The following is a 12,650-nucleotide window of genomic DNA, read 5'->3' on the forward strand; positions in this document are numbered from 1 at the left end:
AGTGTAGCGAGCCGAACCCACTGACGATATTCGGTCAGGAGATCGAAACCGACAGGTTATGGAAGCGGTCGGGAACGGTCAGGCGGCGGCCGACCCGCTCAGTCGCTTGACGCGGTCGGCATCGCACGTGCGCGGGCAGGTGACGCAGGTGTCCTGCGGGCGCAGCGTGTAGAACAGGCAGCAGCTCGCCCGGTCCCGGGTGGGGAACGTCTCGCCGTCCGGCCCGGACAGCTCCCGGAAGCCCGCGCCCTGCGGGTAGGGGGCGACGGAGCCCGGCAGCAGCAGCTCCGCCTCGGCCATCGCGCGCCGTTCCTCGCCCAGCAGGTGGCCGACGTACCACAGGCCCTCGGTGATCTCGTCCGTCGCCATGCCCCACAGCGCGCGCGGCCCGCGGCGCATGCGCGGCCGGAAGGCGTCCAGGACCGGGCCCAGGTGCTCGGCGACGGACTCGCGCACGGCCGCGCGCAGCGCCTCCTCGTCCGGCAGGACGCGGGCGCCGGGCAGCCGGCGGGCCGGGTCGCCGGGCAGGCAGGAGAACTCGTCGATCCGCACGGACATCCGGCCCGACGCGCGGTCGTAGGACACCGCGTCCACCGGGACCCGCGGCACCCGGCGGTGGAGGAACCAGGGGACGGTGACCAGCAGGCAGGCGGACCACGCGTAGCGGTGCAGCCCGAAGCTGGCGACCACGTCGGGGCGGGCCCGCTCCCCGTAGTCGCGCCGCACCTGCTCGTCGTCCCAGGCCAGGAAGGCGTCCAGGGCGGCACCGCCCTCGGCCAGCTCCGCGGCCCCCACCCAGCCCCCGCCGCGCGGCGGCCGGTTCCCGCGGCCGGTCTCGGTGACCCGCAGGCTCGGCAGGACCTCGGCCAGCCGGGAGTAGGCGGCGGCGAAGGGCGACGCGGCGGACGTCTTGGGCGCCGGGGCGAGAGTGCACATGGCCATGCGGGTACCACCGGATCCAGGTCGTTAACAGGTAAGGCTTACCTTACCGTAGTCGACCCCGGAGTGATCACGCCTCCTGCGGCCGGAGTGGCGCGCGTCACACCGGAGGCTTCACGCCGTCTCCGCCGGAGCCCGCCGCCTCCCGGGCGTCCCGGGCGGGCGGCGGACCCGGGCGGACGCAGGCGGCCCAGCCGGTTCCCGGCCGGTCAGGCCGCGGGCCCGGGCGGTTCCAGCCGGTCGGCCAGCCAGGCCGGCACTCCGCCCAGCAGGCGGAAGAGCCGCCGCGCCTCGGCCCGCAGCCGCTCCGCCTCCGGCCCCGGCTGGACCTCGGCCAGGGAGACCAGCGCCGGGGCCATGCCCACCAGGTAGCCCAGCTCCTCCCGGAGCCGCAGCGACTCGGCGAAACCGTGCCGGGCCTCGGCCGTGTCGCCCCCGCGCAGGGCGAGTCCGGCCAGGTGCCGCCAGGTGAAGGAGCACAGCAGCAGGTCGCCGTTGGAGACCGCCGCCGCGTGCGCGCGGTGGTACGCCGCCCGCGCCGACTGGGGGTTATCGCCGAAGTGCTCGGTCATCAGCCCGCGCCGGAAGTCCAGCAGCGCCCGCCGGGGGGAGGCGGGCGGCAGCAGCGCGGCGGCCCGGCCCAGCGCGGCGCGGGCCTCGTCGGCCCGGTCGCGGACGCCCAGCACCGTGGAGGCGTAGGCCAGGTGCCCGCGCTCGCAGGCGGCCGCGCCCCGTTCCCCGTCCGTGCCCGCCAGCGCCTCCGCGGTGCGCAGCGCCTCCTCGGCGCGCTCCCAGCCGCCCCCGGTGAACATGCAGCGCTCGACGAGCAGCGCCGCCCGCCGCAGCGCGGCCGAGGTGTCCTCCCTCCCGACGTGCGGCTCCAGCAGCGCCGCCGCGTCCTCCCAGCACCCGCGCGATCTCAGCCGCCACACCGCCAGACCGAGGGGGTCGCCGCCCGCCTCACCGTCCGAGCCCTCCAGCCGTACCGAACGTGACATGGCGGTCTCCGCCACATTGCCCTCCCCAAGCGCGCCGTCGAGCCGGATGTGAGCGAACCTCAGCACGAACGGTAGCGCCGCCGGGGGCAAAGTGTGAACGGTTTCACAATCTTGAGACGCCGTTGGTGTGATAAACGGGCCGCCGAGATCATGCGGGGGAGGCCCGGTCGGCGCGTCACCGCCCGGCCGGATCGCCGTGCGCGCCGTCGCCCGGCGCGAGCAGCGCCAGACGGCCGCCCTCGTCCAGCGGGGTGGGAAGGGTCAGGCGCGCCCGCTCGGCGCGGCTTTCCGCGTGGAACAGGTGGACCTCGCCGTGGCCGCCCCGGGAGACGGCCACCCACGGCGCCCCGGGGGAGGCGGCGAGAGCCCGCCGCTGCACCCCGTCCCAGGGCGTCCCGCCGCGCCGCGGCGCGCCCTCCATCGGCGGCAGCGGCACCCGGGCCGCGATCCGCGGACGCCCCGTCCCGGCGGGGCCGGCGGCCAGGAGCACCAGTTCGTCGCCGTCGGGGTGGCAGCGGGCGAAGGCCACGCGGCGCCCGGCGACCGCCATCCGGAACACCAGCCCCCTGCCCAGCTCCACCCGGCCGGTGCGGCCGGTGTCCAGGTGGTGCCACCAGGCGTCGTTGGTCCAGTCGGGCCAGTCGGCGGGGTCCGCCGGGCCGCCGCGCAGGCAGGACCACAGCAGCCGCCGGCGCGGATCGATCCGCAGGAAGTAGCCGCGCCCGCCGTCGCGGCCGTCCGCCGCCCACGGCAGCGGCGGCTCGGCCACCAGCCGGCCGCCCGACCGGCGCGCCCGGTGCACCCCGGAGCCGGTGGCGGCGAACAGCCGCCCGGTGACCGGGTCGTGGGCGTCGCCGTGCCCGTCCCCGGGCAGCGCCAGGCGCTCGCGCGGCTCGACGGCGGGGCGGCCGGGCCCGGCCGCGAGCAGGTCGGCGTGGCGGTGGACGTCCCACGAGCCGGGCTCGCGGTGCCGCACGACGGCCAGGGGGCCGTCCGCCGGGCCGCCGCCTCCCAGGACGGCCGCGCCCGGCTCGCCCACCCGGGTGCGCACCGGGGTGGCGCGCGGCCCGCCCGGCGCGGCCAGGTCCACGGCGGTCAGCAGGTCGCTCCACGGCTCCTCCGCGTGCCCCAGGCCGGTGGTGACCACCAGGTGCCGTCCGGCCGGGTCGGCGGCGAGGTGCTCGGCGGGGACGGCCACCGGGACCGCGGCGGCGACCGGGTCCCCGCCGCGCGCCGCCTCGAACGGGGCGAGCACCACCAGCTCGCCCGCCCGGTCGTCCACGAACGCCACCCGGTCGCCGGGCAGGGCCAGGAATCCCGCGTGCTCGGACATGTGACGACCGGTCAGGTGCGCGAGCGGTCTGCCCCCGGGCAGGGCCAGCAGGTGGACGGCACCGGCGACGTGGTCGGCGGCCACCAGCACGGGCGGGGCGGTCGTGGACGGGGTGGTCATGGGCGGGGAACCTCCGGAACGGCGGCGAATTGGTTTTGATAACGATTATCGTGTGAGAATCCGGTGCCGGGTGTCCCGGGGGTCCGCGCACGCCCCGACACCCGTCCGCCGTACGGGAATCGAGAGAACCGGGAGTCGCCGATGAGACGTCCGCCGACACACACCACCCGCCGCCTCCGGGCCGCCGCCGCGCTGGCCCTGCTGGGAGCCCTGCTCGCCGGCTGCGGCACGGGGGACGGGACGGCCTCCGCCGGAAAGAGCGCCGGCGCCGGGCCGGGAACGAAGCTCGCGGTCGAACCCATCGAGCCCGCGCGGAAGGTCACCGGCCCCGACGGGGCCGCCGTCGCCACCGACGCCGAACCCCGCCGCGTCGTCTGCCTGGTGGCCCTGTGCGACGACATGCTGACCGAGCTCGGCATGACGCCCGTCGCCACCAACTCCGCGCTGCTCGCCCACCCGGACTTCCTCGGACCCGAGAAGGCGGAGAAGATCCCCGTCATACCCGGCGGCTTCCTCGCCCCCGAGACCGAGGCGATCCTCTCCCACGAACCGGACCTGGTGATCGGCCTGGGCGACACCCACGGCAAGCTCGCCCCCGCCCTGAAGGACGCCACCGTCTTCTGGCCCGTCCAGCCCGAGACCTGGGAGGACAGCGTCGGCTACCTGCGCGCCCTGGCCGCCCTCACCGGCCGCACCGAGCAGGGCGAGGCCGCCGAGAAGCGCTTCCGCGCCGCCCTGGCGAAGGCCGAGAAGAAGCGGAGCGACAAGACCGCGCTGATCATCTACGGCAGCGACGAGAACTTCGGCGTCGCCACCCCCGGCACCGACGTGGCCGCCGGGCTCTTCCCGAAGATCTCCCACTACCCGTGGGAGTCCCGAGGCGTGGAGGGCGGCTACAGCCTGGAGGAGATCCTCGCCCGCGACGTCGACGTGCTCTTCGTCGAGACCCTCTCCTTCGGCGACAGCGACGGAAAGCTCTCCGAGAAGCTCGCCGGCAACCCCCTGTGGTCGAAGATCCCCGCCGTCGAGAACGGCGACGTGCACGAGGTCGACTCCGAGGTCTGGGCCAAGGGACGCGGCACCCGCTCGCTCGGCCTCGTCCTCGACGAGGCCACGGCCGCGCTGCGGTGAGCGCGGCCCGTCAGCGGACCCGCCGGCCGACCCGCCGGTGGGCCGTCCTCGTCCTGCTGCTGGCGGCGGCCTCCGTGTGCGCCCTGTGCCTGGGCACCCCGCCCCTGGCGCCGTGGGACCTGCCCGCCGCGCTGACGGGCGGGGACGGCGGCGAGGCGGGCCTCGCGGGCGTGGTCGTCACCGAACTGCGGCTGCCCCGGCTGGTGCTGGGCCTGCTCGCCGGGGCCTGCCTGGGCGCGGCCGGACTCGTCCTCCAGGAGGCGCTGCGCAACCCCCTGGCCGTCCCCGAGATGCTCGGCGTCTCCTCCGGGGCCGCCCTGGGCGTGGCCGCGCCACTGGTGCTGAGCCTGACCGTGCCGGCGCTCCTCCAGCCGGTACTCGCCCTGGCGGGCGCGGCGCTCGGCGGCGCGCTGACCCTGCTGGCGGCCGGGTTCGGGCGCGGCCCCTCGGCCGTCCTGCTCACCGGGGCCGCGGTCGCCGCCGCCCTCCAGGCCGCGCTGCTGGTGCTGATGGTGCTCGCCGACCAGCTCGACCTCCAGCTCATCTACCGCTACCTGCTGGGCAGTCTGTCGGCCCGCACCTGGGACGACGTGGCCGGCCTGTGGCCGTGGCTGCTGATCGCGGTCCCCGCGCTGGTGCTGTGCGCGCCCGTGCTCGCCGTCCTGCGCCTCGGAGACGACGACGCCCTCGCCCTGGGGGTGCGGGCGCGGCGGGCCCGGCTGGCCGCGCTGGGCGTCGCCGTGGTGCTGATCGCCCCGGTGGTGGCGGTGTGCGGCCCGGTCGCCTGGGTCGGGTTCCTCGCCCCGCACCTGGCCCGGCGGCTGCTGCCGGACGCCGACGCCGTGCGGTGGCTCCCGCAGTCCGCGGCCTGGGGCGCGGCGGCCGTCGTCTGCGCCGACCTTCCGGCACGGCTGGCCCTGGCCCCGGTCGAGACCCCGGCGGGCGCCTGGACGGCGCTGCTGGGCGTCCCGGCGGGCGTGGCCCTGCTGCGCACCGGGCGGCGGCGGACGGACGCGCCGGCGGAGACCCCGGCGGGCGCGCCGGGGCCGCGGACCGGGACGGAGGCGGCACGGTGAGCGCGCCCGCGTCCGGCACGGCCGTGCGGCCGGGGCGGCGTCTGGCGCTGCTGCTGGCGCTCGTGGCCGCCGCGGCCTGCGCCGGTCTGATCGCCGGCCGCTCCCTGACGCCCGCCCAGGTGTGGGAGGTGCTGCTGGGCGGCGGCGACCCCACCGCCCGCCACGTGGTGCTCCGGCTCCGCCTGCCCCGGCTGCTGGTGGCGCTGGCCGCCGGGGCCTGCCTGGGCGTGGCCGGACTCGTCCTCCAGTCGGCGCTGCGCAACCCCCTGGCCGGGCCGGAGGTCACCGGCGTCACCCCGGGCGCCGTCCTCGGCGCCGTCACCGCGACCGGGCTGGGCCTGGCGGGCTGGGAGTCCCCCGCGGCCGTGGTGGCCGCCGCCTGCGCCGGCGGCTTCGCCGGGGCGGGGCTGCTGTGGCTGCTGGCCGGACGCGAGCGGGGCGACCCCGCCGCGACCGCCGTCCACGGGGTGCTGGTCTCGGCCGTCCTGTCCGGGCTCACCGCGATGGTGCTGCTGGTCGCGCCGGGGGAGCTGGGCAGCGTCGTGCAGTGGCTGGTGGGCACCACCGAGGGGCGGGTCTGGCAGCACTGGCACCTGCTGTGGCCCTGGGCCCTGGCCTGGGCGGCGGCCGCGTGGTTCCTGGCCGGGCCGCTGACGCTGCTGCGCTGCGGCGACGAGCAGGCCGCGGCGGCCGGACTCGCCCCGGGACGGGCCCGCGCGGCGGCCCTGGTGTGCGCGGTGGCGCTGACCGCCGGAGCCGTGGCGGCCGTCGGCGCGCTCGGCTTCGTCGGCCTGCTGGTGCCGCACCTGGCGCTCGCCCTGACCGGAGCCGACCTGCGGATCACGCTGCCGTGCGCCGCGCTCACCGGCGCGGCGGTCGTCTGCGGGGCCGACGCCGCCGCCCAGACGCTCTCCCCGCTGCTCGCGCAGGCCCTCGGCGCCGACCGCCTCGCCCTGCCCGTCGGCGCGCTGACCACCTGCGCGGGCGCGGCCCTGCTGCTGCTCGTGGTGCGCCGCTCGCCCGGACACGACTCCTGAAGGAAGCGACATGACCGAACCCGTGCTCCGTCCCGCGGAGCGCCTCCCGGAGCCGTCCGCCCCCGGCGGGGGGACGGACATCACGATCGAGGGCGTCCGCTTCGGCTATCCGGGGCGGCCGGTGCTGCGCGGCGTCGACCTGCGGATCGGCGCGGGCGAACTGGTGGCCCTGGTCGGGCTCAACGGCTGCGGCAAGTCCACGCTGCTGCGGCTGGCCGCGGGCCTGCTCCGGCCGTCCGCCGGGCGGGTGCTGCTCGGCGGGGACGACCTGGCCCGGCTCTCGCGCCGGGCGGCGGCCCGCCGGGTGGCGCTGCTCCACCAGTCCGCGCCCGCCGTCCCCGGGATGACGGTGCGTCAGCTCGTGCGGCAGGGGCGGTACGCCGCCCGCGGCCCGCTGGGGATGCTCCGCGAGGGCGACGACGAGGTCTGCCGCCGGGCGCTGGCGGACACGGGGGTCGCCGACTGGGCCGACCGCCCGGTGGACTCCCTCTCCGGCGGCGAGCGGCAGCGCGTGCGCCTGGCGATGGCGCTGGCCCAGGACACCCGCGTCCTGCTGCTGGACGAGCCCACCACCTACCTGGACCTGCGGCACCAGCTGGAGGTGCTGGGGACGGTCGTGCGGTTGCGCGCCGAGCGCGGCCTGACGGTGGTGATGGTGCTCCACGACCTCGCCCATGCCGCCCGGTTCGCCGAGCGGCTGGTGGCCCTGCGCGACGGGCGGGTGGCCGCCGACGGGCCGCCCGCCGAGGTCGTCACCCCGGAGCTGCTCGCCGGTGTCCTGGGGGTGGCGGGCCGGGTGGGCCGGGACCCCGAGGGCGGCTGGCCGGTGTGCTACCCGGACCACCCGATCCCTCTTGAGTCTGACAATCATTTTCATTAGTGTGTGCGTGCGGCACTCGAACGGGTGTCGCGTCATCCCGACGACCCATCAGGAGGAATCCGCCATGGAGCACCTGGAGCAGGAGAAGGTCTTCACCCCGATCGCCGACCCGGGCCAGCTCGCCCACGCCTCGGCCACCCACTCCAACGCCCTCGTCGAGAACCCCTTCGACGACGGCGAGGAGTAAGACCCCAGGGCCCGCCCGGCTCCTCCTTCCCAGCCGGCCGGGCGGGCCCGCCCCCGAACCCGAACCACCCACCCAGGAGGAACCGTGACCCACCCCCGGCTCGCGCCCGGTGTCGCCGTCGTCGCCGTCCCCGGCCGGGGACCGGCCGTCCGCACGGCGGACGGGGAGTTCCTGAGGGTGGCCACCGGCGGCGTGCCCGAGCGGCTCCTGCTGGACCGGCTCTCCGGCGCCGGGAACGCCGGCGGCCACGGCGACCCCGACGGCGCCGAGGACGTCCCGCCCGGCCTCGGCCGGCTGCTCGCCGCGTTCGCCTCCGCCGGATACACCCGCACCGGCCCCGGCGGGGACCGCCCCCGGACCGGATGGCCCGCCCCGCTGCGCACGGTCTGGCTGCTGGGGGACGCCGTCCTCACCGCGCCGCTGGCCGAGTGCCTGCGCACCGCCGGGGCGGCGCCCCGCACGGCCGCGCCGGAGGAGGTCGCCGCCCTCGTCCGGGGCGGCGGACCCGGCGCCGGGCGGCCCGCCGCCGTCGTGTGGTGCCTGGACGGCCCGGTGCCCCCCGGCCTGTGGGACGACGCCGACCGGCTGCCCGCCCTCGGCACCGCCTGGCTGCGCTGCCACCGCGAGGGCCGCCAGGTGTGGATCGAACCGCCCGCCGTCACCGCCGGCGACGTCACCTCCGCCCACGTGCGGCTGCGGCGGCTGGCCGCCACCCCCGCCCACCGCGAACTGGCCGCCTACTGGGACGGCGAGCGGATCACCGGCGACGACCGCCTCACCACCCCCGCCTCCGCCGCGCTGACCGCCGCCCTCCTCGCCGGCGACCTCGCCGCCTGGGCCCGCGGCGGCTTCCCGGACCCGGCCCCCGGCTCCCCGCCCGCCCGGCGGCGGCTGCGCCGCGTGGACCTGAACGGCCTCACCGTCACCGAGCACCCCGTCCTCCCGGTGCCCGACGTCGCGCCCCTGCCGACGCCGCCGGCACCCCTGCCGCGTCCCCGGAGCGCGGCATGACCCCCCTCATACGCCCCTTCCCGTGCACCGCCCCCGACGGCGCCGCGCTCGCCGGCGACCTGTGCCTGCCGGACGGCGCGGGCCCGTTCCCCGCCGTCCTGATCCGCACCCCCTACGGCCGCGAACGCCACCACGCCGAACTCCGCGGCTGGGCCCGCCGCGGATTCGCCGCGGTGGCCCAGGACGTCCGCGGACGGCACGGCTCGGCCGGACGGTGGCGGCCCTACGACCGGGAGGCGGACGACGGCGCGGCCACCGCGCGCCGGATACGCGAACAGCCCTGGTGCGACGGCCGGCTGGTCGCCTCCGGCGCCTCCTACGCCGCGCACTGCGCCCTGGTGCTCGCCCTCCACCCCGACCCCGCCGCCCGGGCCGACGCGGTGATCGCCGCCGTACCCGCCCTCGGCCTCGCCGAGACCGCCCGCGAACCGTCGGGCTGCGAACGGCTGCTGTCCCGCGCCGGCTGGTGGGCCGCCCACGGCGACCGCCGCGACAGCGACGACAAGGCCCTCGAACAGGCCCTCGACCGCGACCCCGGCCTGCTCGGCCACCTCCCCCTGACGGACCTGCCCCGGCGGCTGGGACGCGACCTGCCGTCCTGGCCCGGGGTGTGGCGGGCCCGCCGCACCCCCCTCCCCGCCGAAACCGCCCGGGTCCCGCTGCTCGCCGTCGGCGGCGCCCACGACCCCTTCGCCGCCGACACCCTGGACCTGTGGCGCCGCTGGGCCGCGCCGGCCCGGCTGCTGATGGGACCGTGGGGCCACGCCCTGACCGCCGGCCCCGGCCCCGGCGCCCGCCCCGAACACCGGCTGGACCTGGGGGAGCTGTACACGCGCTGGGCACGGGCCGCACTGACCGGACGCCTCGCCCCCGGCCGGTCGGGCGCCGTGGCCCTGGGCGGCAGCGCGCTGTGGCTGCCGCCGGACGCCTCCGCCCGGCACCCCGCCCCGTACCGCTTCGGCGACCGCGCCGGACTGCGGATGCCGCGCGGAGGGGAGTTCACCGCAGACCCCCTGCGGCCGGTGCGCTCCGACGACCTGGCCGTCCCCACCACCGGCGTCCCCGACCGCTGCCTGCTGGTCTCACCGCCCCTGCCCCGCCCGCTGGACCTGCTCGGCGAGGCCGGGGTGCGGCTGCGCGCCACCGCCGACACCCCGTCCGCCGACTGGGCCGCCCGGCTGGTCGCCCTCACCCCCGGCGGCGCGGGCGAACTCCTCGCGGTGGGCGTCGAACGCCGCGGCGGCGCCCCCGGCCGGGAGGAGGAGATCCGCGTCCGCCTCGGCCCGCTGGCCCGCCGGCTGCCCGCCGGCACCCGGCTGCGGCTGGAGATCGCCGGACACCACTTCCCCGCCCACGCCCGCAACCCGCACACCGGCGAGGACCCCGTCACCGCCACCCGGACGCGCCCCTCCCGCCGGTCGGTGCGGCCGGACGGCAGCGCCCTGTTGCTGCCGGCGATCGCGCCCCGCACCTTCGCCGACTCCCTCGACCCCCTCCAGGAGACCTGCCGATGAGCCCCGCGACGGCCCTGCCGCTCGACTCCCTCGTCGACCCCGTGTGCGGGATCGTCCGCGCCGTGGCGCCCGTCGACCACCCCGACGGCGCCCCGCCCCGCTACACCGCCGTCACCGCCGAGGTCTCCGACGCCCGGCGGCTGGGCGCCTGGCCCGCCGACCGGGTCGCGCTCGGCACCACCTTCGGCGACCCCGGCGGAGCGCGGACCGCCGCCGTCGCCGAGGCCGTCGAGCGCTACTGCGGCAACCGCGTGCCCCCGCCCGGCCACCCGGACGCGCCCCTCCGCGCCACCGCGCGGGAACTGGCGGAGAAGGGGCTGCGGCTCTACGGGCCCGGCGACGTGCCCCGGTACGCCCCCTGGCAGTACGACCGCCCCCGCTTCCCCTACCGCCCCCTCACCGGGGACACCCCCGCCCTGTGGACGCGCGGCGAGGAGACCACCGCCGACGGCACACGGGAGTGCTGGGCGCCGGTGTCGCTCACCCACCTCAACTGGCGCCAGGGCGACCTGCGGTCGCTGCCCCGCACCCACCACCTCAACTACGCCGGGATCGCCACCGGGCGGGGACTGGACGACGCCGTCGAACGCGCGCTGCTGGAGGTCGTCGAACGCGACGCGCTGGAGCTGTGGTGGCACCTGGGCGGACCCGCGCGCGGCATCGACCCCGACAGCGTCCCCGGCCTCACCGCCGACCTCGCCGGATCCGGCCTGGAGACGTGGATCGTGGAGATGCCCTCGGAGTACGCGCCCTGCATGGCCGCGCTCGTCCACGACCCGCGGCGCGGCATCCGCGCCGCCGGGTTCGCCTGCCGCTTCGACCCGGCCGAGGCCGCCCGCAAGGCCGTCCTGGAGGCCGTCCACACCTGGGTGTTCACCCTCGGCCTCACCGACGCCGACGGCTGGGTGTTCCGGGCGGTCGAGGCCGGACTGCTCGCCCGCGGCCTGTACCTGGACCACCGAGCCGACCGCCGCTACCTCGACGACTGCGGCGAGCACTTCGCGGCCGTGCGCGACCTGGGCGCGCACGTCCAGGTGTGGCTGGACGACCGCACGGCTCCGCTGGCACGGCGCTTCACCCACCCCGCGCACGGCACCGGGGGCATCGGCGAGGTGGCCCCCGGCAGCCGCGCGGCGCTGGACGCCCGGCTGCGCGCCGACGGCCGGCGCGTCGTCGCCTTCGACCTGACCACCGAGGACGTCGCCGAGACGGAACTGCGGGTGGCACGCGTCCTGGTCTCCGGACTCGTCCCCAACGCGCCCGCCGCCTTCGCCTACTACGGCTGCCCCCGCTTCGCCGAGGCCCCGCTCGCCCGCGGCTGGCGCACCGAGGCCCCCGGCGCGCCGGACGACTTCACCCTCGCCCCGCCGCCGCACATGTGAGGCACGACCCCATGACGACCCCGACCGACCCGGCGACCCCGACCGGCCCGGTGACCCCGACCGGCCCGGTGACCCCGGCACCCCGGACCGGCCCGGCGGCCCCCGCGGCACGGGCGGCACGGGCGCACGCGGTGGTGGCCGCCGCCCTGGCGCGGGCCCGCTCGCCCGAGGAACCCGGACCGGACCGCGACCCCGGCCCGCCCGTCCCCGCCCGGCCCGGACCGGCCCTGCCCGTCCCCGCGGCCGGCCCCGGCGAACTCCCCCTGGAGCCGGTGCTGCGGCTTTCCCTGGCGGCCACCGGGCGGAGCGGCGGAGCGCGGCCCCACCCCTCGGCGGGCGGCCGCCACCCGGTGGCCGCGCACCTCCTCGTCGGCCCCGGCTGCCCGCTGCCGCCCGGCCGCTACGCCTACGACCCCCTGACCCACCGCGTCCACGCCCGCGGCCCGGCCCCCGCCGGCGCGCCGCCGGGCGCGGTCGCCGTCCTGACCGTCACGCCCCGGCGCACGTCCGCCCACTACGGCCACCGCGCCTGGCCGCTGCTGCTGCTGGACGCCGGGCACGCGGCGGCGGCGCTCACCCTGGCGGCCCGCGCCCTCGGGGAGACCGGGACGGCCGTGCGCCCGGCCGTCTGCCCGGACGCGTCCGGCCCGCTGCTCGCCGCCGCGGCCGGACTGGACCACCCGGCGGGGGAGGGGGACGAGCACCCCGTGACGGCCGTTGCCCTGACGCCGCGTCAGGTTCCGCCGGGGGCGCGGCACCTGACGCGCTGGGCGGACGGCGCCGGAAACGGACGGCACCGGTGGAGGGCGGGAGGCGACAGCGGGGACGGGAGCGCCGGGGCCGTCCTGCGCGCCCTGACCGCCGCCCCGCACGAGAGGACCGGCCCGGAGGGGGATCCGGGGGAGAACTGGTGGACGCCGCCGCCGGTGCGGCCCGCCCCCGCCACCGGCGACCTCCTCGCCCGGCGCAGCGCGCCCCCGCCCCTGGCCGGCGCCGTGGACCCCGCCTCCCTGGGCGCCGTCCGCGCCGCGGCCGCCGCCGC

General features: G+C 78.7%; 12 protein-coding genes. 9 read left to right on the forward strand and 3 right to left on the reverse strand.

The window, feature by feature from the left end; all coding sequences use genetic code 11:
* Positions 1 to 78 precede the first annotated feature (78 nt).
* From ABD358_RS24225 to ABD358_RS24235, 3 genes are all read right to left on the reverse strand, one after another.
* Positions 79 to 942, reverse strand: a complete 864-nt coding sequence (locus ABD358_RS24225) for a (2Fe-2S)-binding protein (protein WP_344633249.1) — start codon at positions 940 to 942, stop codon at positions 79 to 81.
* A gap of 206 nt (positions 943 to 1,148) precedes the next feature.
* Entirely contained in the window at positions 1,149 to 1,937 is a 789-nt protein-coding gene (locus tag ABD358_RS24230; protein ID WP_344633250.1) for a hypothetical protein, read from the reverse strand.
* A 175-nt stretch (positions 1,938 to 2,112) separates the two neighbouring features.
* Positions 2,113 to 3,390 carry a hypothetical protein gene (locus ABD358_RS24235; protein WP_344633251.1) on the reverse strand — a complete coding sequence of 426 codons (1,278 nt, stop codon included), beginning with the start codon at positions 3,388 to 3,390 and terminating at the stop codon, positions 2,113 to 2,115.
* A gap of 141 nt (positions 3,391 to 3,531) precedes the next feature.
* Here ABD358_RS24235 and ABD358_RS24240 point away from each other — a divergent pair, with 141 nt between their 5' ends.
* From ABD358_RS24240 to ABD358_RS24280, 9 genes are all read left to right on the forward strand, one after another.
* Positions 3,532 to 4,521 carry an ABC transporter substrate-binding protein gene (locus ABD358_RS24240; protein ID WP_344633252.1) on the forward strand — a complete coding sequence of 330 codons (990 nt, stop codon included), beginning with the start codon at positions 3,532 to 3,534 and terminating at the stop codon, positions 4,519 to 4,521.
* Positions 4,522 to 4,580: 59 nt separating this feature from the next.
* Positions 4,581 to 5,597 (forward strand): FecCD family ABC transporter permease, encoded by a 1,017-nt coding sequence (locus ABD358_RS24245; RefSeq protein WP_425576408.1) that lies wholly within the window; start codon positions 4,581 to 4,583, stop codon positions 5,595 to 5,597.
* A 23-nt stretch (positions 5,598 to 5,620) separates the two neighbouring features.
* Positions 5,621 to 6,634: a FecCD family ABC transporter permease gene (locus tag ABD358_RS24250; RefSeq protein ID WP_425576409.1), complete on the forward strand. Its 1,014-nt coding sequence runs from the start codon at positions 5,621 to 5,623 to the stop codon at positions 6,632 to 6,634.
* Positions 6,635 to 6,644: 10 nt separating this feature from the next.
* The gene (locus ABD358_RS24255) at positions 6,645 to 7,514 is read left to right on the forward strand and encodes an ABC transporter ATP-binding protein (protein WP_344633254.1); all 870 of its coding nucleotides are present in this window, start codon (positions 6,645 to 6,647) and stop codon (positions 7,512 to 7,514) included.
* A gap of 73 nt (positions 7,515 to 7,587) precedes the next feature.
* A complete protein-coding gene (gene amiA / locus ABD358_RS24260; protein WP_344633263.1) occupies positions 7,588 to 7,701 on the forward strand; it encodes a streptamidine family RiPP in 114 nt (37 codons plus the stop codon).
* An 84-nt stretch (positions 7,702 to 7,785) separates the two neighbouring features.
* Positions 7,786 to 8,712 carry a hypothetical protein gene (locus ABD358_RS24265; RefSeq protein WP_344633255.1) on the forward strand — a complete coding sequence of 309 codons (927 nt, stop codon included), beginning with the start codon at positions 7,786 to 7,788 and terminating at the stop codon, positions 8,710 to 8,712.
* On the forward strand, positions 8,709 to 10,226 hold the full coding sequence (locus tag ABD358_RS24270; protein WP_344633256.1) for a CocE/NonD family hydrolase: 1,518 nt from the start codon (positions 8,709 to 8,711) through the stop codon (positions 10,224 to 10,226). The genes ABD358_RS24265 and ABD358_RS24270 overlap by 4 nt, the downstream gene beginning before the upstream one ends.
* On the forward strand, positions 10,223 to 11,608 hold the full coding sequence (locus ABD358_RS24275) for a YcaO-like family protein (protein WP_344633257.1): 1,386 nt from the start codon (positions 10,223 to 10,225) through the stop codon (positions 11,606 to 11,608). Before ABD358_RS24270 ends, ABD358_RS24275 begins: the two co-directional genes overlap by 4 nt.
* Before the next feature lie 11 nt (positions 11,609 to 11,619).
* Positions 11,620 to 12,650 (forward strand): nitroreductase family protein (locus tag ABD358_RS24280; protein ID WP_486388655.1); only part of this gene is annotated, 1,031 nt, incomplete at its 3' end.

The organism is Streptomyces glaucosporus (assembly GCF_039533345.1).
In the GTDB taxonomy this organism is placed as follows: Bacteria; Actinomycetota; Actinomycetes; order Streptomycetales; family Streptomycetaceae; genus Streptomyces; species Streptomyces glaucosporus.